The organism is Nonomuraea sp. 3N208, from assembly GCF_052245935.1.
Classification (GTDB): Bacteria; Actinomycetota; Actinomycetes; order Streptosporangiales; family Streptosporangiaceae; genus Nonomuraea.
The window spans coordinates 183,241-206,986 of record NZ_JBQQBR010000005.1 but is presented as its reverse complement, the minus strand read 5'-3'; the positions used below and the strand labels follow the sequence as shown (position 1 = coordinate 206,986).

Sequence of the window (23,746 nt, the reverse complement as noted above, 5' to 3'; positions counted from 1 at the left end):
GATGGACATGACCAAGACCGACAAAGCGGTTCTCGACGTCCTGCTCGACCGCTACGGCACCACGTTCGCGGGCGAGGCGGGAATCAAGCTGTCCGACCAGCCGAAGCCGCTGTACCAGCTGCTCGTCCTGGCCACCCTGCTCAGCGCGCGGATCTCGTCCGGTGTCGCGGTCGCGGCCGCGAAAGAGCTGTTCAAGGCCGGGTACGGCACGCCCAAGGGCATGCGGGACGCGAGCTGGCAGGACCGGGTCGACGCGCTGGGCCGCGGCCACTACCGCCGCTACGACGAACGTACTTCCACCATGCTCGGCAACGGCGCCGAGCTGCTCCTCGACCGCTGGAACGGCGACCTGCGGCGGCTGCGCGACGAGGCCAAGGGCGACGACCGCCGGATCGCCTCGCTGCTGATGGAGTTCCCCGGCATCGGGCCGACCGGGGCGGACATCTTCCTGCGGGAGGTCCAGGCCGTGTGGCCGCAGGTCGCGCCGCACCTGGACAAGCGGGTGCTGGACGGCGCGGGCAAGCTGGGGCTGCCGCGGCAGGCCCGCCCGCTGGCCGAGCTGACCCACTCCGGTGAGGAGCTGGCCCGCCTGTCGGCCGCACTCGTCCGGGTGTCGCGTAGCAAGAAGACGGTTGATGAGGTCAAGTCTGTGGCACTCCAATGAGAAGCCTGCTCGCGGACTGCCGCCCTTCTCTACCGTCCGGTAAAGCGCCGTAGCGGCAGCCCGCTTAGCAGGTTTCTCATTGGTAGGTTCAGACCATGGGTGAGTTTGTGAGCGTCGAAGTAGCCGACCAGATCGCCACGATCCGTCTTGACCGTCCGAAGATGAACGCGCTCAACGGCCAGGTCCAGCTGGAGATCGCCGAAGCGGCCCGTCTCGTGGACGCCGACGCGCAGGCGCAGGCGGTGATCCTCTACGGCGGCGCCAAGGTCTTCGCCGCGGGCGCCGACATCAAGGAAATGGCCGACATGTCCTACGCGGACATGGCCGCTCATTCCCGCACGCTTCAGGCGTGCTTCACGGCGGTCGCCCAGATCGGCAAGCCGGTCATCGCCGCGATCACCGGCTACGCCCTGGGCGGCGGCTGCGAGCTGGCCCTGTGCGCCGACTTCCGGGTCGCCGGCGAGTCGGCCAAGCTGGGGCAGCCGGAGATCCTGCTGGGCATCATCCCCGGCGCGGGCGGCACCCAGCGCCTGCCCCGCCTCATAGGCCCCGCCCGCGCCAAGGATCTGATCTTCACCGGCCGTCACGTCCCCGCCGCCGAGGCTCAGGCGATGGGCCTGGTGGACCGGGTGGTGCCGGACGAGCAGGTCTACACGGCCGCGCTGGAATGGGCCGCCACGTTCGTCGGAGGTCCCACGGTCGCGCTGCGCGCCGCCAAGCAGGCCGTCGACCAGGGCCTGGAGGTGGACCTGGACACGGGTCTCGAGGTCGAGCGGCTGCAGTTCTCCGGGCTCTTCGCCACGGACGACGCCACGATCGGCATGCGGGCGTTCGCCGAGAAGACCAAGCCCAAGTTCACCGGCCAGTAGGCCCGTTCGTTCAGGCCGTCCATTTGGCTCCGGGTTTGCCAGTATGGTGGCGTTTCATGATGCGCGTCCTGGTCCCTGCCCGGCTCCGCGCGGCCGTGCGCACGTGGTTCGACTCCCGGTACATCTCGATCGCCGACCACCGCCAGGACATCAAGGACGCGCTCTGGGAGGTCCAGACGCTGCGGCGGGAAGTGGTCACCCTTCAGAACGAGGTGGCACGCCTCAGGAGCGCCAATCCGCCGGTGGCAGCCGACAAGGCGAAGATCGACGACACACACCGGCTCGCCCAGGAGACGGCGAAGGCACTCGACGGGGTGCTCCAGAACGAGGTCCTCGTCTGGCAGGCCATCGACGAGCTGCGCGGCCCGAGCTCCGGCGAGCTCCGGCGCGCTGGAGCCCGCCGGAGCTCGGCCGAGCCGGGGGAGCGGCCGTGCGTGTGACGTGGGCTGTGACGTCGACCGGCGGGGACCTGAGCTTCCGGCTCGACCCCGAGGACGAGATCACCGGGCGGGCCTCCGACGACTACCCGGTCAAGCTGGCCATCAACTCCTGCTCCATCGGCGGCGTACCCGGCGACGCCCACCCCGACCTGTTCGCGGTCGCGGCCTGGACCATCGTCGCGCCGTGGACTCGGCGGCGGATCTCCTTCGACCGGGCCATCTCGGCCGAGCTCGCCGCGGCGTTCCACGACGGCTGGGGCATCGAGGCCGGGCCGGTGGGGGCGCAGGCACGGCAGGCAGGGCGTACGCTCGCGATCTCCTACAGCGGTGGCGCGGACTCCGTGGCCGCCGCCACGATCTACCCCGAAGCGCCTTTCCTCCATTTCCGGCGGGTGGCGCATCGGCGCGTGCCCAATCGGTGGCCGCATTACCGGTCCGACGTGCTGGCGGGGCTCGCCGGGACGACCGGGCGGGCGGTGACCACGGTCACGTCCGACCTGGAATACACGCTCGCCGAGCCGCGCCCCGGCTACCCGGAGCACCATGCGGTGGCGGCGGGGGCGCTGCTCCTCGCCGACGAGTTGGACCTCGGCGGGCTGGGCTTCGGCTACGAGCTCGGCTCACGCTGGCTGGGCGGTGGGCGCTATCTGCACCGGTACACGCCCGACAACCCCATGTGGTCGCCGCACGGCCGGTGGGGGAAGCTGTTCGCCGCGACCGGGGTGCACATCGTGCTGCCCGTCGGCGGCGTGAGCGAGGCGATCACCATGCGGGTGGCCCTGAACTCCGACCTCAAGGGTCAGGTGCGCTGGTGCTTGCGCGGCACCGACGGGCCGTGTCGTACGTGCGGCAAGTGCCTGTACAAGGAGCTCATCCAGGCCGCTGTCGAGCGCCGGCCGCTGGACACGCCGCTCACCGCGGACCGTCCCGTCGTGCGCAAGTGGCTCAAGAAGCCGCCGTACGGTGGGCAGGAGATGATCGAGTACGGGCTGGCGCGGGTGCCCGGGATCGAGAACACGCCCTTCGCCCGGGCGCTCGACTACTTCGAGGCGACCGAGGAGTCGACGAGCTGGCTCGACCACTGCTACCCGCCGGCCATCGACGAGATTCCGGCGCAGTGGCGTGATCAGGCGGCCGCGTTCATGGCGGCCCATGTCGGGTTCATGACCGAGGCCGAAGCCCGCCGGGTGGAAACATGGGGCTCCTGACCCCGCCCACCCTCGGCCTACGCCCGGCATCCCGCTCCGGTTTGCGCTGGGCACCTGGCCGCTGCTCGCGCCCTTGGCCTGCGTTCGACACCCGGCCGCAGCCCGTGCCCGGGTCGGCGCCCCACCGAGTCCGGCCGGGTCCGCCATCGGCGCGCAGAGGGACATCGTCGACCGGGGCGAGGGCCTGCGGTCGGTGGTGCGGTTTACGGTCGGCACGGGCCGGAGAAGGCGCGGCGGGTTCGCCGTGCGGGTGCGAGCTAGGCGAGGAGTTGGGTGCGTGAAGGTTTACCTGTCGGTGGACATGGAGGGCGTGACGGGGCTGACCGACCCCGAGGAGATGCACGCCGGCAAGCGCGGCTACGAGCGCGGTTGCGAGCTGATGACCGCCGACGCCAACGCCGCCGTCGCGGGCGCGTACCAGGCCGGGGCGACGAGCGTGCTGGTCAACGACGCCCACGGCTCCACCAAGAACCTCAGGATCGACCTGCTGGACGAGCGGGCCAGCCTCATCAGGGGACCGGGCAAGGCGCAGCGGATGGCCCAGGGACTCGACGGCTCGTTCCATGCCGCCGGGTTCGTCGGCTATCACGCTCGCGCAGGCGTGCCGGACGGCGTGCTCAACCACACGTGGATGGGCAAGGAGATCCAGAACGTCTACCTCAACGGCGAGCTGTGCGGCGAGACCCGCCTCGTGGCGGCGTGCGCCGGGTTCCACGGCGTGCCCGTGGTGCTGGTCACCGGGGACGAGGCGGTCGGTGAAGAGGCACGCGAGCTGCTCGGGGACGTCGAGACGGTCGCGGTGAAGAAGGGGATCGACAAGTTCTCGGCCGAGTTGCTGCCGCCGAGCGTCGCCCAAGCTCGCATCCGTGAGGCCATGGCTCGCGCTCTCGGCCGGTTGAGCGACTTCACGCCCTACCAGTTGGCGGCGCCGTACACGCTCGGAGTGGAGTGGAACTCCACCGCCATCACCGCGGCCGTCGCGCTGATTCCCGGCGTGAAGACGGTCGGCTCGCGGCACATCGAGTTCAGCACCGACGACTTCGCCCAGATCATGGCGCTGTTCGGCATCTTCGCCACCATCGGTGGCCAGGTCGCCTGCGGCAGCGGCCCCTACGGCTGAGGGAGGGGAAGGGGCGTGGAAGGCGCGAGCTCCGCGGCGCTGACCCGGCGGGGACTGCTCGTCGGGATCGGGGCTGTGGGTGGCGCGGGTGCCATGTACGCCGCCATGGGCGCTTTGGGCCTGGCGCCGTCCGGGCAGGACAAGCAGTTCGCCGCCCCCAGGCCGGGCGACTTCACCCTGCGCGGGAAGGCCGCGGCCAAGGTGGTGATCCTCGGTGCGGGCGTCGCCGGCCTGACCGCCGCGTACGAGCTCGGCAAGGCCGGCTACGACTGCACCCTCCTTGAGGCCAGGGAGAAGGCGGGCGGCAGGAACCTGACGCTCCGCGGCGGCGACCGGCTGACGGAGCTGAACGGCCCGGCCCAGGAGGTGACGTTCGGCGAGGGCGTGTACTTCAACGCAGGCCCTGGCCGCATCGCCCCCTGGATGGTGACCCTCGACTACTGCCGCGAGCTTGGCATCCCCATCGAGACGTTCGTGAACAACAACGCCTCCGCGTACGTGCACACCAACGGCCAGACGGTACGGGCCCGCACGGCCCGAGCCGACATGTATGGATATGTCGCGGAATTACTCGCCAAAGCCACCGACCTGGGGGCCCTCGGCAAGGCCATCACCCAGGACGACCGGGAACGCCTGCTCGACTTCCTCAGAAGGTTCGGCGACCTCGGCCCTGAGCTCGAGTACGAAGGCTCCCACCGCCGCGGTTTCGTGAAATATCCGGCAATCGACCTCGGCACCCCCCTCGACGCCCCCGCCACCCTCCGCGACGTCCTCGCCGCCGGCACCGGCCGCGCGATCACCAACGACTTCGGCTACGACCAGGCCACCCCCATGTTCCAGCCCGTCGGCGGCATGGATGCGATCGTCACCAAGCTCAGCGAGGCGGTAGGCCGGGACCGCATCATCACAGGCGCCAAGGCCACCAAGATCACCACGCTGGCCGACGGTGTGGAGGTCGTCTACGAAGGCGGCACCGTCAAGGCCGACTACTGCATCGCCACCCTCCCGCCCCACATCCTCGCCAAGATCCCGCACAACCTCGGCGCCCAGGTCACCACCGCGCTCAGGACCCCGGTCCCGATCGCCGCCGGCAAGATCGGCCTGGAGTACGGCACGCGCTGGTGGGAGCTGGAGGACCGCATCTACGGCGGCGTGACCGAGACCGACCTGGACATCACGCACATCTGGTATCCGTCGCACGACTATCACTCCGGGCGCGGCCTCATCGTCGGCTACTACAACACCGAGCGCCACGCCGAGATCTACGGCGCTCTCATCCCCGAGGACAGGAGGCGCAGGGCGCTCACCCAGGGCAGGAAGATCCACGGCGACAAGTACCGCCAGAACCTTCTGTCCAGCGTCTCCATCGCCTGGGAACGCCAGGCCCACATCCAGGGCGGCTGGGTACGCTGGCCCGCCTTTGATTCGTCCTTCACTCTTCTGCAACGCCCGGCCGGAAGGGTTTACTTCGCGGGCGACTGGCTCACCCACTTGATCGCTTGGCAGGCGGGGGCCATGGAGTCCGCCCGCGGCGCCGTCACCCAGCTGCACCAGCGCGTGTTGCAGTCGCCGTGACGGCACGCTGCTCCCTGGACCGGCGTAGGGTCCTGGGAGAAGCGAGAGCATTGGCGACGGGATCTAGGAGATGGGATGACGTTGCACTGGGTCCCCGCGACCGAACGGACCGACCTCCTGGCCGATCCCGTGGCTCACGCCGTGGCCGGCATGGAGGGCGTCGAGGTGGCCGAGATCGACCCCGATCTCGCCGACACCGCGGCGTTCTGCGAGCGGTACGCCGTACGGCTCGACGAGTCGGCCAACTGCGTGGTCGTGGCGGCCAAACGGGGCGGCGAGACGCGCTACGCCGCCTGCATGGTGCTGGCGACCATGCGCGTCGACGTGAACGGCGTCGTACGCAGGCATCTCGACGCCCGCAAGGCGAGCTTCGCGCCGATGGACGACGCGGTCGAGCTGACCGGGATGGAGTACGGCGGCATCACGCCGCTCGGCCTGCCCGACGACTGGCCGATCCTGGTGGACGCGCACGTCGCCGAGCATCCGAGGGTGGTGATCGGTAGCGGCGTGCGCAGGTCGAAGCTCGCCGTCTCCGGCGCCGCGCTGTCCGGAATGAAGCGGGCCGAAGTGTTGCCGCTAGCAAACTGAAGCCGATTCGAGACCGTTGGATGGGAAACCGATGAGGCCATTGCGGACGTTGTACGAGTGGGAATGTGGCCTCATGGTTCATCTCGTGGGCGGGGATTAAGCCGGTATGGTGCTTCATGCCATGAACGATGACCGACTAGGCCCTTACCGGCTGCTCAGGCGGCTCGGTGAAGGCGGGATGGGCGTTGTCCACCTCGCTGTCGACCCGCAGGGGCGGCAGGTGGCGGTCAAGGTCCTGCGCGGAGAGGTCGCCGGCGACGAGGTCGCCAGGCGGCGGCTTTCGCGCGAGGTCGAGACGATGCGCCGGGTCCGCAGCAAATACATCGCCGAGGTCGTCGACGCCGACGTCACCGGTCATCGGCCTTATATCGTCACCCGTTTCGTGCCGGGCCGCCCGCTGGACGAGATCGTCAAGGACGACGGCCCGCTCGACCTGTCCGCGCTGGCCAGGGTCGCGCACGGGGTGGCGTCGGCGTTGGCCGCCGTGCACTCGGTAGGCGTGATCCACCGCGACCTCAAGCCCGGCAACGTCATGATCCTGGACGGCGATCCCGTCCTGATCGACTTCGGCATCGCCCAGGCGGTCGACGCGACCAGGCTGACGCAGACGGGCATGTTCATCGGCACGCCCGGCTACCTCGCGCCCGAGATCATCGAGGGGCAGGAGGCGGGGCCCGAGGTCGACATCCACGCGTGGGCGGGCACGCTGCTGTTCGCGGCGACCGGCCAGCCGCCCTTCGGCAAGGGCACGCTGGAGATGATCTTCTACAACATCACCGCGGGCAAGGCGGACGTCAGCGCCGCCCCGGCGACGTTGCAGCCGCTGCTCAAGGCGGCCTTCCATCGCAACCCCAACAAGCGTCCCAAGGCGGCCGAGCTGGCCGAGCAGGCCGCCAGGATGTTGCCCCAGCAGTCGCCGCCGGGCAATACGCCCGACGAGATCTCCACCATGCCCCGCTCGTCGGACACGCCTCCGCCCCGCGTGACGGACAAGCCGGCCTACGACATCTCCACGCCGCCGGTCACGCCCAGGCGGCTGCTCGAAGGCCAGGACCAGCCCGCCGTGCCGCCGCAGGACCAGCCGTACGTCTCGCTGCTGCCCAACCAGGCCGACCCGTGGCCGACCCGCCGGGTCACGCCCGAGGAGCTGCGGCAGATCCAGCGCGAGGGCGCGCCGGTCCCGCCCAGCCAGCCGTGGCCGCAGCAGCAGGCCAACAACCACCCGGCCCCGCCGGGCGAGACCGATGTGCCGACCAGGCGCGTACGCCCCGATTCGCCGGACTACGGCAGGCGCAACGCGGGCCCCGACGCGGGCAGGCTCGCTTCCGGCCCGGCGGCCGACATGGGCAGGGTGGGCCACGGCCCCGACGTGCCCGACTACGGCAGGCCGAGCCCCACGCCGGCCCAGCCGCCCCCTTACATCCCCGCGCAGCCGCAATACCCGCCGGACCGGATGACCAGGCGGGAGCCGTACATCCCGGCGGCGGTGCCTGGCAAGGCACTGCAGCGTTCCAGGGCGTACGGGGTGGCGAGCGCCATGCTGCTCGTCCTCATGACCGTGGCCGCCGTGCTGGCGCCCGTGCTCGTGGCCGTCGTGGCGATCCCGATCGCGGCGCTGCTGCGTGCGGCCGACCTGGCGCAGCCCCGGCTGACCGCCCGGCGCGCAGCCGGGGCCGCGGCGCTCGACGTGATCAGGGTGTTCGCCTACCCGAAGGCGCTCGCCAAGTCGGTGGGTATCACGCTCGCCTTAGTGCTCTACGCGCTCATTCTGGGGCTGCCGGTAACATTGTTGCTATCGGTGGTGGCAGGGATGGACTCGTACAACGCCCTCGCCTGGGGTGCCGCGGTCGCGCTGTGGACCGTTTGCGCAGGCCCCGGAGTCGAGGGTCCCGGCAAACAAATGCGCAGAACGCTCTCATCGCTCGTACCCTCGAGAACAGCGGCGATGGTGGTAGCGGGAATCCTCGCGGCAGGCGCCGCGCTCTCGCTCATCCTCGCTTACGGCACGTTCGGGGACAACGCAAGGGGGGCCGTATGGACTCCGCTGAACGTCGATCCAGCAGTGGAGCTGCTCGACGACCTGAAGGACGGGGGATGATCCGGGGGAGGCGGCGATGAGCACCCAAGCACCAGAGCGTCTCGGCCCGTACCGGCTCGTCAGGAAGATCGGCGAAGGCGGCATGGGGGTCGTCCACCTCGGTCTCGACGGCGAGGGCCGCGAGGTCGCCATCAAGGTGCTGCACCCGCACGTGGCCGCCGACCTCAAGGCGCGCGACCGGCTGACCCGCGAGGTCGAGACCATGCGCCGGGTGCGCAGCCCGTTCGTCGCCGAGGTCATCGACGCCGAGCTCGTAGGCGGCCAGCCCTACGTCGTGACCCGATTCGCCCCCGGCCGCACGCTGGAGGACACCGTCCTGACCGAAGGCGCCCTCTCGGCGCGCGAGGTCATCAAGCTCGCCCAGGGGCTCTGCCAGGCGTTGGTGTCCATTCACGCGGCCGACGTGATCCACCGCGACTTCAAGCCGTCCAACGTCATGCTCGTCGACGGTGAGCCGCTGGTCATCGACTTCGGCATCGCCCACCTGGTCAACGCCACCCGGCTGACGCAGACGGGCATGTTCGTCGGCACGCCCGGCTACCTGGCACCGGAGATCATCCGCGACTCGGACATCACCCAGGCGGCCGACGTGCACGCCTTGGCCTCGACGGTGTTCTTCGCGGCGACCGGCGCGCCGCCGTTCGGCACGGGAACGTTCGAGGCGGTCTGCTTCAACATCATGGAAGGTCGGGCGCAGATCGACAAGGCGCCCGCGTGGCTGCGCGCCTGGCTCAGCCGGGCCCTGCAGGTCGACCCGGGAGCCCGGCCCGGGGCACATGAGCTGCTGCGGATGGCCAGGGCGCTCGACCCGTCGGTGACCACGTTCAACGAGACGGCCACCTTCGACGGGCCGACGGGCACCAAGCGCATGGGCAGCGGCACGCGGGTCATGGACTCGTACTCCGACCTGCTGCCTCCGGTCGAGTACGCCAAGCCCGCGCCGCCGCCCCCGGCTCCGCCGCGGGAGAAGAAGCGGCGCGAGGAGAAGCGTCGTGAGGAGAAGCCGCCACCGTACGTGCCGGCGCCGATCGCCGCCCGGCCGCCGCATGCCGACCAGCGGGTGGCCGGTTACCCGGCGCCGCAGCCGCGCACGGCCCCGCCGCCACCGGCGCCTCGGTACACCCCGCCGCCCCAGTACACTCCGCCGGCCGAGCGTAAGAAGTATCTGTTCGGCAGCCAGTTCACGGGCTTGTTGCTGCTGGTCACGCTGATCGCGCTGACCGTCATGATGCCGGTCATGGTGGGCGCGGTGGCGGTCGTGCTTGCGCTGGTGCTGCGGCTCGGCGAACACCTGTTCGGCGACCTGGTCAAGCGGCGGCAGATCCGCGGGAGCAGCGGATCCGACCCGCTGCTCGTGGTGGTCGGCACGCCATGGGCGCTGGTGAAGTCGGCGCTCGTGACGGCCGTGCACGTGCCGCTGGCCCTGTTGTTCGGCGTGTGCGTGTGGGGCGTGCTGTACTGGGCGGGCCAGATGAGCGTCAACGAGGCGGCCGCCTACGGAGCCGGAGCGTTCGCGGCCGGGCTGTTCGTGCTGCCCGGCGGTGGTGCGCCGCGCCAGGCGGTCACCCGGTCGCTCACCGGCGTCCTGCGCACTCCGGGCGCGGCGTTGGTCGCGGTGGTGCTGGTGGGCACGGCGGCGTTGTTCGCGGTGATGTTCGCGCTGGGCCAGCAGCCGGTGTGGTCGCCGTGGCAGGCGCCGGAGACGGTCATCGACCAGCTGGCCGGCGAGGCGAGGCAGAGCACGATCGGGCTGATCAGCGGACTGATCGGCAGCCTGCTGGACGATCTCGGGCTGGGCTTCCTGACCAACTGGTTCTGAGGCTGTGGTCCCGGGGGGTCGTGTCCCGGCGAGCTGCCAGGGGGAGAGTAGAGGTATGAGCGAGCGTCTCGGCCCCTATGAGCTACTCTCCCGGCTCGGGGCGGGCGGGTTCGGCGAGGTGCATCTCGCGCTCGACGCCGAGGGCCGCACAGTGGCGGTGAAAGTGCTGCACCCGCACGTCGCGGCCGACGGCGCGCTCGCCCGCCTGGCGCGCGAGGTGGAGACCATGCGCAGGGTCGGCGGGCCGCACGTGGCGGAGGTGCTCGACGCCTCGCTGGAGGGCGCCAGGCCCTACCTCGTGACCCGCTACGTTCAGGGGCGCCCGCTCAGCGCCTTGCCCGCGCCCGTGGACGACCTGCACAGGCTGGCCTCCGGGCTGGCCGACGCGTTGCTGGCCATGCACGAGGCCGGAGTGATCCACCGCGATCTCAAGCCGGCGAACGTGATGATGGCCGAAGGAGATCCCGTCGTCATCGACTTCGGCATCGCCAGTGCGCTCGACTCGCTGTCGGTCACCGCCTCGGGCGCGGTGGTGGGCACGCCCGGCTACCTGGCTCCTGAGGTGCTTGAGGGCAAACACGCGGGCATGGAGGCCGACGTGTTCTCCTTCGGGGCGACGCTGGCGTACGCGGCGACCGGGCGGCAGCCGTACGGGCAGGGTCCGGCCTCCGCGGTCGCCTACCGGGTCGTGCACCACCCGCCCGATCTGGAAGGCGTGCCCGAGTGGCTCGCGCCGCTGTTACGGGAGTGTCTGTCCGTCGATCCGGCCGCGCGGCCGACGGCCGCGCAGATCTGCGCCAAGCTGGGCGTCTCTCACGTGCCTGCTCCTCCGCGCCGCGGCTCCCGCGCGGCCGACGATGTGATGACCATGGAGTGGCGGCCGGGCAAAGAACGGCATCGGCGGACGGTGGAGGACTCCAGGGCCCGGCATCGGGAGAAGGTACGCAGGCGCTGGCTGATCGGCTCGGGCCTGTTCGTGTCGTTACTGGCCGCGGCGGCGTGGGAGCCGCTGCCGGAGGTCGCGCTCTTCCTGCTGGCGGCGTACGCGCTGGTCGTCGTGGCGGACGCGGGGGTGGCGCTGTTCTCGCGCAGGCCGTACCGGCGCAGTCGCATGATCACGGATATGGTGAGCGTTGCGGGGGTCGTCGGGCTGTGTTTCGGGCTGGCGGCGGTGTTCAGCACGTTCACGCTGGCGCTGTTCGCGGGCACGGCGCTGGTGGTCGGGATCGTGTTCCTGCTGTCGGCATGACGTTCAGCGGCAGCGCGGGGCCTGATGGGCGTCAACAGAATTAAGCTCGGTATGGTGGCATCGTGTCGTCCGCACCCGCGGCGGTTTGCGCGTAAGCTACCCATGGGTAACATGACCGCGACAAGCCACCCTCTGCCGGGAGCCCGGAGGACACCTGGCAGTCTGGACAGCATTGCATCCGGCGCCAACCGCAGCGACGCGGTGGCGCACGCGAAACGGGAGGTCGGCCACCGGCCATGAACATCGTCGTCTGCGTGAAGCAGGTCCCCGACACGGCGACCGAGCGCAAGCTGCGGTCCGATGACAAGACGCTCGACCGCGACGCCGCCGACGGCGTGGTCAACGAGCTTGACGAGTACGCGGTCGAGGAGGCGCTGAAGCTCAAGGAAGCCCACGGTGGCGAGGTCACCGTGCTCACCATGGGCCCAGGCAAGGCCACCGAGACCATCCGCAAGGCCCTGGCCATGGGCGCCGACAAGGCCGTGCACCTGAGCGACGAGGCCCTGCACGGCTCGGACGCGCTGTCGACCTCGTACGCGATGGCCCAGGTGCTCAAGAAGATCGGGTTCGACCTGGTCGTCCTGGGATCGGAGTCCACTGACGCGCGCACCGGCGTGCTGGCCGCCATGCTGGCCGAGCGCCTCGGCACGCCGCAGCTCACGCTGGCCAACAAGGTCGAGATCGAGGGCTCCTCGATCACCATCCAGCGCCTCACCGACTACGGCTTCGACAAGGTCGCGGCCACGCTGCCGGCCGTCGTGTCCGTGGTGGAGAAGATCAACGAACCGCGTTACCCGTCGTTCAAGGGCATCATGGCGGCCAAGAAGAAGCCGGTCGAGACGCTCGCCATCGGCGACGCCTCCATCGACGCCGCCCAGGTCGGCCTGACCGCGGCCTGGTCCGAGGTTGTCGACTTCGCCGCGGCCCCGCCGCGCGCGGCCGGCACGGTCGTCAAGGACGAGGGCGACGGTGGCGAGAAGGCCGCCGAGTTCCTCGCGTCCAAGAAGTTCATCTGAGAGCGGGGGTTTACTGAAATGTCGGAGATTCTCGTTCTTGTCGAGCACGTCGACGGCGAGGTCAAGAAGGTCACGCTGGAGCTGCTCACCCTGGCCCGCTCTCTCGGCACGCCGGCCGCGGTCTGGGCCGGCCCCGGCATCACGCCGGACGCCAAGGCCAAGCTGGCCGAGTACGGCGCCGAGAAGATCTACGTCGCTCCGTCGAGCGACATCGTCGAGTACGTCGTCGCGCCGAAGGCCGAGCTGCTGGCCCAGCTGGTGGCCGGCAAGTCGCCCGCGGCCGTCCTGGTCGCCGCCACGCCCGAGGGCAAGGAGATCGCCGGCCGCCTCGCGATCAAGACCGACTCCGGCGTCATCACCGACGCCGTGGGCCTCGCCGAGGGCTTCGTGGCCGACCAGTCCATCTTCGGCGGCGGCGTCAATGTGCAGTCGAAGGTCCGCAAGGGCACGCCGATCGTCGCCGTACGCCCCAACTCCACGGCCCCCGCGCCCGCCCAGGGTGCCGGAACCGAGGAGGAGATCTCGGTGGCGCTGTCCGACGCGGCCAAGGCGGCCCGCATCGTGGAGCGCGTCAAGCAGGAGAAGGGCGCCCGCCCCGAGCTGACCGAGGCCGCCATCGTGGTCTCCGGCGGCCGTGGCGTCGGCTCGGCCGAGAACTTCTCCATCATCGAGGAGCTCGCTGACGCACTGGGCGCGGCCGTCGGCGCCTCGCGCGCCGCCACGGACGCGGGCTGGTACCCGCACCAGTTCCAGGTGGGGCAGACGGGTAAGACGGTGTCGCCGCAGCTGTACATCGCGGCGGGCATCTCGGGGGCGATCCAGCACCGGGCCGGTATGCAGACCGCGAAGACGATCGTCGCCATCAACAAGGACCCCGAGGCGCCGATCTTCGAGCTGGCCGACTATGGCGTGGTGGGCGACCTCCACCAGGTGGTGCCCCAGCTCACGGAGGAAGTCAAGAAGCGCAAGTAGGGTGCCGGGGGACAAGCACGGTCTTCGCTAGGTAGCGCTTCGCGCGAGGGAGCTCAGGCTGTGGCATTGGGGGGCGCAGCCCCCCAATGCCCCGCTCAATAGCCGCTTCGCCGATACGTTGCGCCATCGCGAGGGATGTGAGCGTCCTCGGATTTCACTGGAGAGCGGCGGTCGGGAGGTGGATGCGGAAGGCGGCGCCCTTGCCGGGTGCCGAGCGGACCTCCACCCTTCCCCCGTGGGCGGTGACGATGGAGCGGACGATGGCCAGGCCGAGTCCCGCGCCGCCCGTTGTGCGTGCCCGTGAGCCGTCCGCCCGGTAGAAGCGGTCGAACACCCTGGCCGCCTCCTCGGCGCTGAGCCCTGGACCCTCGTCCTCGATCACCAGCACGGCCTCCGACCCAGAGGTTCCCACGCCGATCCGCACCGGGGTTCCCGCCGGCGTGTGGGTGACGGCATTCCCCACCAGGTTGCTGACCACCTGCCGGAGCCGGGCCTCGTCGCCCAGCACCGGAGCGCTCGCCGCCAGGCCGCCGAAAGGCCCGGTGAACGCGACGGGGCGGGACGGGTCGAGGGCGGCGAAGTCGTGGCGGGCGTCGGCGGCGAGGGTGCGGAGGTCCATCGGGGTGAGGTCCAGGGCGGGGCCGTCGGCTTCGTCGAGGCCGGCCAGCAGCAGCAGGTCCTCCACCAGCCGCGCCAGCCGCCCGGATTCGCTCTCGATGCGGGCCAGCGCGGGCCCGGCCTCCGTGCCGCCCATGCGATACAGCTCCGAGAAGCCCTTGATACCGAACAGCGGGGTACGGAGCTCGTGGCTGACGTCGGCGACGAAGCGGCGCATGCGGGCCTCCGATTCCGCGCTGGCCGCGACGCCCTGCTCGATCTGGGCGAGCATCTTGTTGAGTGAGTGGGCCAGCCGTCCGACCTCGGTGTTCGGTGGGCCGGGTTCAGGCACACGCTTGGACAGTTCGCCGTCGGCGATGGCCGCGGCTGTTTCCTCGACGCGGCGCAGCGGCGCAAGTCCCGCTCTGATCGCGAACCCGCCCACCAGCGCGAGCATCCCCAGCAGCATGGAGCCCGCGATGAGGCTGGCCGCGCGGAGCCGGGCGATGGTCGAGTGCATGGCCTCCAGCGAGACGGCCCCGACGACGCTGGCGTGGTCGGAGCCGCCCGTGGCAGTCCGCGGCAGGGCCACCGCCCGCCACTCCTCGCCGTCTGGGCCCTCCACGGTGAACGGCTCGCCGGCACGGGCCGACACGGTCGCGGCGTCGAGCCGGGGCAGGTCGGGCCCTACCGGGTCGCCCATCTCACGGACGACCGCGCCGTCGGCCGACAGGTACGCGGTGTACGCCTTCTCGACCAGGTCGAGCTGCGCCGCGCGCAGCGGCGCCCGGTCCGCTTGCCGCCGCATCCTGGTGACGAACTCGGGCGGGATCGCTGACAGCGCCGTGCCCAGCGGCGCCAGTTGCGCGTCGATGCGGGCCAGGAGCTGGGTCTCCAGCTGGCGCAGCACGATCGAGCTGATCGCCACCAGGCCGACCACGAGCAGTCCCATCGCAATGGCCAGCAGCCGGGCGCGGAGGGACAGCCTGCCGATCATCGGTGTCTCGGCTTGCGGAGTACGTAGCCGACCCCGTGGACGGTGTGGATCAGCTTGGGCTCGCCACCGGTGTCGAGCTTGCGGCGCAGGTAGCTCACATACGTGTCCACGATGCTCGTGTCGCCGGCGAAGTCGTAGCGCCATACGTGCTCGAGGATCTGCGGCTTGGGCAACACGTGGCCGGCGTTGAGCGCCAGGTAATGGAGGAGCCGGAACTCCGTCGGTGACAGGCGTACCGGATGGCCCGCTCTGGTCACCTGGTGGCCGTCGGGGTCGACTTCCAGGTCGCCGACGACGATCGTGTGGTCGTCGGGGATCGCGCCCGTACGCCGCAGGATCGCCCGGATGCGGGCGAGCAGCTCCTCCAGGTCGAACGGCTTCGTCACGTAGTCGTCGCCGCCCAGCCGGAGCCCGTTGATCTTGTCGGCCGTCGCGTCGCGCGCCGTCAGGAAGAGCACGGGTACGGGTCCCGGCCGGCCGCCCGCCCGCGGCAGGCTCCGCAACCTGCGGATGACCTCGAACCCGTCGAGATCCGGCAGCATGACGTCGAGCAGGACCAGGTCGGGCGGGTCGCGCCGAGCCGACTCCAGTGCTTCGGCACCGCTCTCCGCCGAGCTCACCGTGAAGCCCGCGAAGCGTAACGTCGCCGAGAGCAGCTCCTTGACGGTGGGCTCGTCGTCGACCACCAGCAGTCTCTCGCCCACGGCACCTCCCCCGGTCCAGCGTAATCAGACGTCGCGGTTCTTGAACCGGACGAAGGCGGCGATCAGCATGACCGCCACGAAGCCGGCGAGGATGCCGGATCCCGCCCAGGCCGGCAGTTCGGACGTTCCGGAGACGGTCTGGAAGGCGGCCATGTTCGGCCAATAGGTGGAGATGAAGTGCCGCACGAGGTCGGGGGAGGCCGTGGCGAAGATCGGCAGCAGGAGGAAGGCGGTGCTGACGTTCACGGCGGCGGCCGTGCCGCGCAGCAGCAATCCCAGCGCCAGCCCGAACAGCGCCAGCAGCGTGAACACCACAGGCCCGAGCAGCAGCATCCGCAGTGCACCCGGATCGCCGGGCATGGTGTACGGCGCGCCGCCCGTTGCCAGGGTCGTCTGGCTCACCACGTACATCAGCCAAATCCCTGCCACGCTCACCGGCAGCGCGGTCAGCGCGGTCAGCCACGCTTTGGCCGCCACCAGGCGGCCTCTCCTGCCGACGGCGGCGACGCTGGCCCGCATGGTGCCCGAGCCGTACTCGGAGGAGGCGACCAGCACGCCCAGCGCCGCGACCAGCAACTGCGCGATGAACAGGCCGCGCATGCCCATGTCGAGAGGCTGGAAGTCCAGCCGTTCCTGTGGTGTGGCCGAGGTGTACTGGTTGGCCGCCGCCTGGCTGAACAGCCACCCGAACGCCCCTGACACGGCGAACGTCGCCAGCGACAGCACCATGGTGGCCGTGATGCTGCTGAACTTGGTCCACTCCGCCCTGAGCACTCCTGCGTCGATCATCGGGCCGCCCCCGCTCCGAACTCGACGCTGTCCCGAGTCAGCTCCATGAAGGCCTCCTCCAGTGATGTACGCCGCGGGGTGAGCTCGAACAGCGGTACCCCCTCGGCCGCCGCCAGCCGCCCGATGTCGGGCGCCGTCATGCCGGTCACGATCAGCTCGCCCTCCCCGCCCGCCTGCACGTGCGCGCCGGTCAGCTCCAGTCGCCGGGCGAAGGAGGGGGCGTCGGGCGAGCGCACGAGCACCGCGGCGTCGCCCTCGGTGAACTCACCGATGTCCGACTCGGCGATGAGCCGGCCCTTGCCGATGACCACCAGTCGGTCCGCGGTCAGCGCCATCTCGCTCATCAGGTGGCTGGAGATCAGCACCGTACGGCCCTCGGCGGCCAGGCCGCGGATGAGCGTGCGGATCCACAACACGCCCTCCGGGTCCAGGCCGTTGACCGGCTCGTCGAGCAGCAGCACCGGCGGGTCCCCGAGCAGGGCGGCGGCGATGCCCAGCCGCTGGCTCATGCCCAGCGAGAACCCGCCGGCCTTCCTGTCCGCCGCGTCCGTGAGCCCGACCAGGTCGAGGACTTCGTCGACGCGGGCCGGCGGGAGGTCGTTCGTCTGGGCCAGGTAGAGCAGGTGCTTGCGGGCGGTGCGCCGCGGGTGCACAGCCTGCGCCTCCAGCAGCGAGCCGACCTCGCGTAGCGGGTGTGGGAGGTCCTGGTGGAGGAGGCCGTTGACGGTGGCGGTGCCGGAGGTGGGCAGGTCCAGGCCGAGGATCATGCGCATGGTCGTGGTCTTGCCTGCGCCGTTCGGGCCCAGGAAGCCGGTGACCAGGCCCGGCCGTACCGTGAAGGTGAGATCGTCCACGGCGAGCACCTCGCCGTGGCGTTTGGTCAATCCGCTGAGCTGGATCATGGGTCCAGCATGTGGTGGCCGGTTGCGTGTGCTCTGAGGAGTTCTGTGAGTTCTCTGTGAGGTGGCGACGCCCTATGGTCGGGCCCGCGGGAATCCACAGAGAACTCACAGGCCCCCGGTCAGGCGGCGGCCTCGGCGGGCTCCCGATCCCTCACCGGCAGCGGGCTGATCGCGGCCGGCTCCCTGCTCGGGAGGAGGCGGGCGGCCAGGGCGATCAGCAGGCCCAGGACGACGCCGATGCCGAGCGCGGTACGCAGGGTGGTGGCGTCCGACAGGAAGCCGATCACCACGGGGCCGAGCAGCAGACCCGTGTACCCCATCGCGCCCGCCTGCGCGATCGCCGGACCAGGGGTGTCGGTTGCGGTCCCGGCGAGCGACAGCGTGAGCGGCGAGATCGTCGCCACGCCGAGGCCCACGAAGAACATCGCGAACACGGCCACCAGCGCCGCGGGAGCCAGCAGCACCACTGCGAAGAACCCGGCCGTGGCCAGCCCGGAGACGGTCAGCATGCCGCGCACGCCGAACCTGGTCCGCAGGCGGTCGCCGGTGAGCCTGGCGATCAGCATGCCCGCCTCGAAGACCGGGTAGCCGAGCACCGCCAGGGCTTCGGGGGCGCCGAGCTCGTCACGCATGTACAGGCCGTTCCAGTCGGCGACGGTGCCCTCCACCATGAAGGCGAAGAACATGATCGCGCCGAGCAGGTAGACGATCGGCGGCATGCGGCGGCGGGCCGTCGCGGCGGTCTTGGCGGCCGGCGTCTCGGGCAGGTACGTGCGGCCGAGCAAGATCATGACCGGCAGCGCGGCCAGGCCGATCAGCGCCACGTTGGCGGTGAACGACAGCCCCAGGGCGATCGACAGGCTCCCCAGGGCGCCTGCCGCGATCGCGCCGACGCACCAGCCCGCGTGCATGCCGTTCATCAACGGACGGCCGTACGCCTGCTCGACGGTGGAGCCCTGGGCGTTCATGGCGATGTCGACCATGCCGAACCCCAGGCCGAACACTGCCACGGCGGCCATGAGCCACGGGAGATCCGGGGCGAAGGCCACGGCTACGAGGCTGAGGGCGGTAAGTGGGCCGCCGACCCGCAGGACCGCCCTGCTGCCCGCGCGGGCCATGATCCCGCGCATCAACTGCATGGTCACCAGGGCGCCCAGGCCCCAGACCAGCAGGATGGCACCGATCGTGGACTCGGACAGGCCGAGTTTGTCGGTCAGCGCCGGGATGCGCACGGTCATCGTGCCCACCATCAGGCCGCCAAGGACGAAGGTGAGGACCGCCCCGTAGCGGGCGCTCCTCAGGTTGCGGGTCATACGGCAACACCCCATGAAGTCGTAGTTTCAGCGTTTTTGGGCGCATGGCATCACATCGGGTCAGCCCGAAGGGTGGCCACGCGGTCGTAACCCCGGCACACGAAAAGGAGGCGCGCCGAGGTGTCAGAGTGAAAGGTGGGAGAAGGGCGGGCTCAGGCAGGTTTGAGCAGGGCTCTCAAGCGACCCTCGAGGGCCCGCAGGTCGTCCTCGGTGTTCAGCTCCGGGTCGTGGCTGGCCACGTCCCAGAGCCCTTCACACGCGAGCCGTACGATCTGCGACGCCTGAGGATCCGGCTCGTCGCTCAACCCCTCGCGATGCCACCGGGCCATAGCGTCACGTAGCGGCGCGAGGAGGAAGAGGTTGCCCGACGCCCCGGTGACGACGGCCCATCGTCGCAGGCGGCCCGATCGCACGGCGGCCATGGTGGCACCCACGTAGCGCTCGGTATAGGTCTCGCCTGACTGAGCGGCCATGAGATCGTCGAAGTCCTCGATCAACCGCTCCACCATGCCCTTGATCAAGGCTTCTTTGGAGCCGTAGTGATAGAGGAGGCCACCCTTGCTCACGCCGGCGCGCTCCGCGACGGCTGACAGCGTGAGCGCGGTCGAGCCCTGGTCGCAGAGGAGCTCCTCCGCCGCGTCCAAAAGCTCGTCTCTTCTCATGCCCTTACTGTACCGTCCGGACGGTACAGTCGCAAACGAGATACCCTGAGCACGTGACCAGACCGTCGGCCTATCTTGATCATGCAGCGACCACGCCCATGCTGCCCGAGGCGATCGAGGCCATGACGGAGCAACTCAAACGGGTCGGAAACCCTTCCTCGCTGCATGCGGCGGGTCGCCAGGTGCGCAGGGTGGTCGAGGAATCGCGGGAGACGATCGCCGACGCGCTCGGCGCCCGGCCCAGCGAGGTCGTGTTCACCTCGGGCGGCACCGAAGCCGACAACCTGGCGATCAAGGGGCTCTACTGGGCCCGGCAGCCGCGGCGGCGCGTGCTGCTCAGCTCCGTCGAGCACCACGCCGCGCTGGACCCGGCCCATTGGCTGGCCGGCAGCCAGGGCGCGGAGGTCGAGCTGCTGGAGGTCGACGCGTACGGCCGCGTGCACCCCGACACGCTTCGGGAATCGATCGAGCGCGACCCCGACGGCGTGGCCATGATCAGCATCATGTGGGCCAACAACGAGGTCGGCACCGTCCAGCCGGTGCGCGTGCTGGCCGCCATCGCCCGCGACCACGGCATCCCGTTCCACACCGACGCCGTCCAGGCGATCGGGCAGCTGCAGGTGTCGTTCGCCGAGTCGGGGACCGACGCCCTCACGCTGACCGGCCACAAGGTCGGCGGCCCGATGGGCGTCGGTGCGTTGTTGCTGGCGAGAGGGCTGACCCCGGTGTCCGTACAGCACGGCGGGGGCCAGGAGCGCGACGTGCGCTCCGGCACGCTGGACGCGCCCGCGATCGCCGGGCTCGCGGCCGCCGTCAGCACCGCCGTCAACCACCGGGAGGCCCTGAGCCGCCGCCTGACGGCGCTGCGCGACGAGCTCATCGAACGTGTCCGCCAGGCCGTGCCCGACGTGGTGCTCAACGGCGACCCGGCGCACCGGCTGCCCGGCAACGCCCACTTCTCCTTCCCCGGCTGCGAGGGCGACGCGCTGCTCATGCTGCTCGACGCCAAGGGCGTGGAGTGCTCGACGGGCTCGGCCTGCTCGGCGGGCGTGGCGCAGCCGTCACACGTCCTGCTGGCCATGGGGGCCGACGCGGCCGCGGCGCGGGGCTCGCTCAGGTTCACGCTGGGCCACACCTCGACCCGCGAGGACGTCGACCGGCTGATCGAGGTGCTCCCGGCCGTGGTCGAACGCGCCCGCCGCGCCGGCCTGAGCTGAGACCGGCCGATCCGGTCAGCTGAGGAAGGGCGCCACGGCGGTCCATCCGGCGTCGGTGCCGACGTCCACCCGGGGCTCGCCCTCCTCCCAGCCCACGATGAGCTCCTTGGCGTGGATGGCGGCGTCGCCGGTCGGGTCGGCGTAGACGTGGATCGTCCGCAGTCCCTCGGTGCTCAGGTGCGCGGCGAGCACCGCGTCGTCGCGCAGTTTGAGCATGCGGGCGGCCAGCCGCTCCTCGAAGTCGCGCAGCGCCGTCAGCGACTCGCCGATCGGCAGGCCGGCCTCGTCGCGGTGCGCGTACGGCAGCGTGATCGCGATGTGCTGGTCGAACAGCGGATAGTCGACCGGGCGCAGCGGATAGCGGGCCGTGGCGACGAGCGGCGCGCCGCCCGCCGTCTGCCCTTCGAGCAGCACCCACTGCTCCTCGTCGAAACCGGAGGCCACGTCGGCGACCACGGCGGGCAGATGCACGGCGGGGACCGCGTCGATCGGCTCGAACGTGACGGCCGTGATCTCGCCCACCCACCTGGCCACGTCGTCCTCGCCGAGCAGCCAGTCCAGGGCCAGCAGCGCGGTCTCCAGCCTGGTGTCCTCGTCGAGCTCGCCGAAGATCGGATGGTAAGCGGCCACGTCGACCCGCGGCGTGTCCCGCGGCGCCCGCAGGCCCAGCATCAGCTTGTCGAGCGCGAACTCGAAGCCGCCCACGTCCAGGGTGAGCTCCAGCGCCTGCGGATTGGCCTGCCGCGACGGGTGGAACTCCCAGAGCAGGTCGGCCTCCGGCGCTGCCTTGGCCCAGCGGTGCGCGAGCGGGCGCAGCTCGGCGTCGCCCGCCGAGGTCACCACCAGGGTGTGCATGGCGTTCCTGCCGGGCGCCACCTCCCAGACCAGGCCGGGATGCAGGGCGGCGACGGCCGGGGCGAGCAGGTCCTCCAGCCCTTCGGCGTCGCCCGCGGCCACGAGCGAGTCGAGCCGCGGCCTGGCCTCCTGCCACCACGTCCAGAACTCGGCGATCCCGTCTCCGCGCGGCTCGTCGTCCTCGTCGTCTGCGTCTTTGCGCCCGAACAGTCGCATGGGCTGAATACTCCCAGATCCCTGCCATGGTCGCGCACTCCCCGCCGGACAGTACCCTGGAAAGGTCATGGGACTGCGTGTGCTTGCCGCCATGTCGGGCGGCGTCGACTCAGCCGTGGCCGCCGCTCGGATCGCCGAGGCGGGCCACGATGTCACTGGTGTCCACCTTGCCCTGTCGGCCAACCCCCAATCCCACCGCACGGGCGCCCGGGGGTGCTGCACGATCGAAGACTCGCGGGACGCGCGCCGTGCCGCCGACGTGATCGGCATCCCGTTCTACATCTGGGACATGGCCGAGCGTTTCCAGCGCGACGTGGTCGAGGATTTCGTGGCCGAATACGCGGCGGGCCGCACGCCCAACCCGTGTCTGCGCTGCAATGAGAAGATCAAGTTCGCCGCGGTGCTCGACCGGGCGCTGGCCCTGGGCTTCGACGCGGTCGCCACCGGTCATCACGCCAGGCTGGTCGACGGGGTCCTGTCCAGGAGCGCCGACGAGGGCAAGGACCAGTCCTACGTGCTGGGTGTGCTCACCCGCGAGCAGCTCGGCCATGCGATCTTCCCGCTGGGCGACTCGACCAAGGCCGAGGTGCGTGAGGAGGCCGCCGGACGCGGCCTGACCGTCGCGGACAAGCCCGACAGCCACGACATCTGCTTCATCGCCGACGGCGACACACGGGGCTTCCTGTCCAAGCGGCTCGGGTCGGCGGAAGGGCCGATCGTGGACGAGGGCGGTGCGGTGGTCGGCAGCCACCAGGGCGCGCACGGCTACACGATCGGCCAGCGCAAGGGCCTGCACATCGACCGCCCGGCCGCGGACGGCCGGCCGCGCTACGTGTTGTCGATCGAGCCGGTGTCCAACACGGTCACGGTCGGGCCGCGTTCGGCGCTGGAGGTCACGTCGATCACCTGCGGTCCGCCGGTGTGGAACGGGCCGTCCGAGGTCTCTGGCGAGCTCACCGTGCAACTGCGGGCACACGGTGAGGTCTACGGGTGCCGCTTCGAGGAGATCGACGGCGGGTTGCGCATCGACCTCGACCGCCCGGCCATGGGCGTCGCGGCGGGCCAGGCGGCCGTCCTCTACCGCGGGGACACCGTCGTGGGGTCCGCCACCATCGCCGGCGCCTCGTAGCGCTCGCGTCCGAGGGCGTCGTCACGGCCTCGTAGCGCTCGTCGCGTCTGAGGTCGTGACGACGCCGGCCGAACGGTGGACGCCGACCTGACCTGACGTCAGCCCAGGGTGACCGACTCGCCGATCTGGAGACGGCGGATGTCGGCGCCGAGCTTGTCGGATTCCACCCTCAGCCAGTTGTCCACGAGGCCGAGGCCGTTGTCGTTGAGCAGGCCGTCGTGGGTGGAGTACGCCCGCGCGGGGCGTACCGTCCGCAGATACTCCACCATCTCCGCCATCTTCAGCCACGGCGCGTTGGTGGGCACCAGCAGCGTGGGCACCTCCGCCTCGGGGACGGTGAGCGCGTCACCAGGGTAGAAGACCTCGTCGTCCACCAGGAAGCCGACATTTTGGACGATCGGCCAATCGGGGTGATTCTTTGCATGCCACTCGCCGAACACCTTCACCCCGAAACCGGCCGCCTCGAAGCCGTCGCCGTGCCGGACCACGTTCACCTTGACCGGCACGTCGGACAATTCGCCGGCGACGCCCTCGCACGTCCAGATCTCCACGCCCGGCGGGGCGGTCGCGAGCTTGCCAGGATCGACGTGGTCGAAGTGCTGGTGGGTGATCAGGACCGCGTCGGCGCCGTCGAGCACCGGGTCCTCGGTGAACGCCCCCGGGTCGATGACGAGGACCTTGCCGTCCTTCTCCAGGCGTACGCACGCGTGACCGTACTTGGTGAGCTTCATTCGCCAGAGCCTACGC

At 70.7% G+C, this 23,746-nt stretch carries 22 protein-coding genes; 14 read left to right on the top strand and 8 right to left on the bottom strand.

Annotated features, from left to right (window positions below; translation table 11 throughout):
• The first annotated feature begins 7 nt into the window (after window positions 1–7).
• The 12 genes from ACTWPT_RS09165 to ACTWPT_RS09110 all read left to right on the top strand — a co-directional run bounded on the left by ACTWPT_RS09165 (window position 8) and on the right by ACTWPT_RS09110 (window position 13,618).
• On the top strand, window positions 8–664 hold the full coding sequence (locus ACTWPT_RS09165) for an endonuclease (protein WP_443176833.1): 657 nt from the start codon (window positions 8–10) through the stop codon (window positions 662–664).
• 95 nt (window positions 665–759) lie between these two features.
• Complete coding sequence (locus tag ACTWPT_RS09160; protein WP_443176832.1) at window positions 760–1,533, top strand: enoyl-CoA hydratase/isomerase family protein; 774 nt, start codon at window positions 760–762, stop codon at window positions 1,531–1,533.
• A gap of 56 nt (window positions 1,534–1,589) precedes the next feature.
• A complete protein-coding gene (locus ACTWPT_RS09155; protein ID WP_443176831.1) occupies window positions 1,590–1,973 on the top strand; it encodes a hypothetical protein in 384 nt (127 codons plus the stop codon).
• The gene (locus ACTWPT_RS09150) at window positions 1,964–3,181 is read left to right on the top strand and encodes a DUF6395 domain-containing protein (RefSeq protein ID WP_443176830.1); all 1,218 of its coding nucleotides are present in this window, start codon (window positions 1,964–1,966) and stop codon (window positions 3,179–3,181) included. Before ACTWPT_RS09155 ends, ACTWPT_RS09150 begins: the two co-directional genes overlap by 10 nt.
• A 277-nt stretch (window positions 3,182–3,458) precedes the next feature.
• Window positions 3,459–4,301: a M55 family metallopeptidase gene (locus tag ACTWPT_RS09145; protein ID WP_443176829.1), complete on the top strand. Its 843-nt coding sequence runs from the start codon at window positions 3,459–3,461 to the stop codon at window positions 4,299–4,301.
• 15 nt (window positions 4,302–4,316) lie between these two features.
• On the top strand, window positions 4,317–5,876 hold the full coding sequence (locus tag ACTWPT_RS09140; RefSeq protein ID WP_443176828.1) for a flavin monoamine oxidase family protein: 1,560 nt from the start codon (window positions 4,317–4,319) through the stop codon (window positions 5,874–5,876).
• Between the two features lie 75 nt (window positions 5,877–5,951).
• Window positions 5,952–6,464 (top strand): YbaK/EbsC family protein, encoded by a 513-nt coding sequence (locus ACTWPT_RS09135; RefSeq protein WP_443176827.1) that lies wholly within the window; start codon window positions 5,952–5,954, stop codon window positions 6,462–6,464.
• Window positions 6,465–6,585: 121 nt separating this feature from the next.
• Window positions 6,586–8,562 (top strand): protein kinase domain-containing protein, encoded by a 1,977-nt coding sequence (locus ACTWPT_RS09130; protein WP_443176826.1) that lies wholly within the window; start codon window positions 6,586–6,588, stop codon window positions 8,560–8,562.
• A gap of 16 nt (window positions 8,563–8,578) precedes the next feature.
• Complete coding sequence (locus ACTWPT_RS09125) at window positions 8,579–10,381, top strand: serine/threonine-protein kinase (RefSeq protein ID WP_443176825.1); 1,803 nt, start codon at window positions 8,579–8,581, stop codon at window positions 10,379–10,381.
• Between the two features lie 55 nt (window positions 10,382–10,436).
• Entirely contained in the window at window positions 10,437–11,630 is a 1,194-nt protein-coding gene (locus ACTWPT_RS09120; RefSeq protein ID WP_443176824.1) for a serine/threonine-protein kinase, read from the top strand.
• A 236-nt stretch (window positions 11,631–11,866) separates the two neighbouring features.
• On the top strand, window positions 11,867–12,646 hold the full coding sequence (locus ACTWPT_RS09115; protein ID WP_443176823.1) for an electron transfer flavoprotein subunit beta/FixA family protein: 780 nt from the start codon (window positions 11,867–11,869) through the stop codon (window positions 12,644–12,646).
• Between the two features lie 18 nt (window positions 12,647–12,664).
• The gene (locus tag ACTWPT_RS09110) at window positions 12,665–13,618 is read left to right on the top strand and encodes an electron transfer flavoprotein subunit alpha/FixB family protein (RefSeq protein ID WP_443176822.1); all 954 of its coding nucleotides are present in this window, start codon (window positions 12,665–12,667) and stop codon (window positions 13,616–13,618) included.
• A gap of 154 nt (window positions 13,619–13,772) precedes the next feature.
• Here the strand turns inward: ACTWPT_RS09110 and ACTWPT_RS09105 are convergent, their stop codons facing one another.
• The 6 genes from ACTWPT_RS09105 to ACTWPT_RS09080 form a co-directional block, all read right to left on the bottom strand.
• Window positions 13,773–15,212: an ATP-binding protein gene (locus tag ACTWPT_RS09105; protein WP_443176821.1), complete on the bottom strand. Its 1,440-nt coding sequence runs from the start codon at window positions 15,210–15,212 to the stop codon at window positions 13,773–13,775.
• Window positions 15,209–15,916 carry a response regulator transcription factor gene (locus ACTWPT_RS09100; RefSeq protein WP_443176820.1) on the bottom strand — a complete coding sequence of 236 codons (708 nt, stop codon included), beginning with the start codon at window positions 15,914–15,916 and terminating at the stop codon, window positions 15,209–15,211. The genes ACTWPT_RS09105 and ACTWPT_RS09100 overlap by 4 nt, the downstream gene beginning before the upstream one ends.
• A 24-nt stretch (window positions 15,917–15,940) precedes the next feature.
• Window positions 15,941–16,705 (bottom strand): hypothetical protein, encoded by a 765-nt coding sequence (locus tag ACTWPT_RS09095; RefSeq protein ID WP_443176819.1) that lies wholly within the window; start codon window positions 16,703–16,705, stop codon window positions 15,941–15,943.
• A complete protein-coding gene (locus ACTWPT_RS09090; protein WP_443176818.1) occupies window positions 16,702–17,607 on the bottom strand; it encodes an ABC transporter ATP-binding protein in 906 nt (301 codons plus the stop codon). The genes ACTWPT_RS09095 and ACTWPT_RS09090 overlap by 4 nt, the downstream gene beginning before the upstream one ends.
• A 119-nt stretch (window positions 17,608–17,726) precedes the next feature.
• Window positions 17,727–18,920 (bottom strand): MFS transporter, encoded by a 1,194-nt coding sequence (locus ACTWPT_RS09085; protein ID WP_443176817.1) that lies wholly within the window; start codon window positions 18,918–18,920, stop codon window positions 17,727–17,729.
• Between the two features lie 152 nt (window positions 18,921–19,072).
• The gene (locus ACTWPT_RS09080) at window positions 19,073–19,582 is read right to left on the bottom strand and encodes a TetR/AcrR family transcriptional regulator (protein WP_443176816.1); all 510 of its coding nucleotides are present in this window, start codon (window positions 19,580–19,582) and stop codon (window positions 19,073–19,075) included.
• Between the two features lie 53 nt (window positions 19,583–19,635).
• Between ACTWPT_RS09080 and ACTWPT_RS09075 the strand changes: the two genes are divergently transcribed.
• The gene (locus ACTWPT_RS09075) at window positions 19,636–20,799 is read left to right on the top strand and encodes a cysteine desulfurase family protein (protein WP_443176815.1); all 1,164 of its coding nucleotides are present in this window, start codon (window positions 19,636–19,638) and stop codon (window positions 20,797–20,799) included.
• Window positions 20,800–20,814: 15 nt separating this feature from the next.
• Here ACTWPT_RS09075 and ACTWPT_RS09070 read toward each other — a convergent pair whose 3' ends face one another.
• Entirely contained in the window at window positions 20,815–21,870 is a 1,056-nt protein-coding gene (locus tag ACTWPT_RS09070; RefSeq protein WP_443176814.1) for a DUF695 domain-containing protein, read from the bottom strand.
• Between the two features lie 67 nt (window positions 21,871–21,937).
• Here ACTWPT_RS09070 and mnmA point away from each other — a divergent pair, with 67 nt between their 5' ends.
• On the top strand, window positions 21,938–22,999 hold the full coding sequence (mnmA, locus tag ACTWPT_RS09065; protein WP_443176813.1) for a tRNA 2-thiouridine(34) synthase MnmA: 1,062 nt from the start codon (window positions 21,938–21,940) through the stop codon (window positions 22,997–22,999).
• A 98-nt stretch (window positions 23,000–23,097) separates the two neighbouring features.
• On the opposite strand, the gene ACTWPT_RS09060 is transcribed toward mnmA, so the two are convergent.
• Window positions 23,098–23,730: an MBL fold metallo-hydrolase gene (locus ACTWPT_RS09060; RefSeq protein WP_443176812.1), complete on the bottom strand. Its 633-nt coding sequence runs from the start codon at window positions 23,728–23,730 to the stop codon at window positions 23,098–23,100.
• Between the last annotated feature and the right edge of the window lie 16 nt (window positions 23,731–23,746).

Bases quoted from the DNA above. Each gene is read 5' to 3' on its own strand.
- ACTWPT_RS09080 (WP_443176816.1), bottom strand. From the start codon at position 19,582: ATGAGAAGAGACGAGCTTTTGGACGCGGCGGAGGAGCTCCTCTGCGAC.
- ACTWPT_RS09090 (WP_443176818.1), bottom strand. From the start codon at position 17,607: ATGATCCAGCTCAGCGGATTGACCAAACGCCACGGCGAGGTGCTCGCC.
- ACTWPT_RS09060 (WP_443176812.1), bottom strand. From the start codon at position 23,730: ATGAAGCTCACCAAGTACGGTCACGCGTGCGTACGCCTGGAGAAGGAC.
- ACTWPT_RS09070 (WP_443176814.1), bottom strand. From the start codon at position 21,870: ATGCGACTGTTCGGGCGCAAAGACGCAGACGACGAGGACGACGAGCCG.
- ACTWPT_RS09130 (WP_443176826.1), top strand. From the start codon at position 6,586: ATGAACGATGACCGACTAGGCCCTTACCGGCTGCTCAGGCGGCTCGGT.
- ACTWPT_RS09135 (WP_443176827.1), top strand. From the start codon at position 5,952: ATGACGTTGCACTGGGTCCCCGCGACCGAACGGACCGACCTCCTGGCC.
- ACTWPT_RS09165 (WP_443176833.1), top strand. From the start codon at position 8: ATGACCAAGACCGACAAAGCGGTTCTCGACGTCCTGCTCGACCGCTAC.
- ACTWPT_RS09160 (WP_443176832.1), top strand. From the start codon at position 760: ATGGGTGAGTTTGTGAGCGTCGAAGTAGCCGACCAGATCGCCACGATC.
- mnmA (WP_443176813.1), top strand. From the start codon at position 21,938: ATGGGACTGCGTGTGCTTGCCGCCATGTCGGGCGGCGTCGACTCAGCC.
- ACTWPT_RS09110 (WP_443176822.1), top strand. From the start codon at position 12,665: ATGTCGGAGATTCTCGTTCTTGTCGAGCACGTCGACGGCGAGGTCAAG.
- ACTWPT_RS09085 (WP_443176817.1), bottom strand. From the start codon at position 18,920: ATGACCCGCAACCTGAGGAGCGCCCGCTACGGGGCGGTCCTCACCTTC.
- ACTWPT_RS09155 (WP_443176831.1), top strand. From the start codon at position 1,590: ATGATGCGCGTCCTGGTCCCTGCCCGGCTCCGCGCGGCCGTGCGCACG.
- ACTWPT_RS09105 (WP_443176821.1), bottom strand. From the start codon at position 15,212: ATGATCGGCAGGCTGTCCCTCCGCGCCCGGCTGCTGGCCATTGCGATG.
- ACTWPT_RS09120 (WP_443176824.1), top strand. From the start codon at position 10,437: ATGAGCGAGCGTCTCGGCCCCTATGAGCTACTCTCCCGGCTCGGGGCG.
- ACTWPT_RS09095 (WP_443176819.1), bottom strand. From the start codon at position 16,705: ATGATCGACGCAGGAGTGCTCAGGGCGGAGTGGACCAAGTTCAGCAGC.
- ACTWPT_RS09125 (WP_443176825.1), top strand. From the start codon at position 8,579: ATGAGCACCCAAGCACCAGAGCGTCTCGGCCCGTACCGGCTCGTCAGG.
- ACTWPT_RS09115 (WP_443176823.1), top strand. From the start codon at position 11,867: ATGAACATCGTCGTCTGCGTGAAGCAGGTCCCCGACACGGCGACCGAG.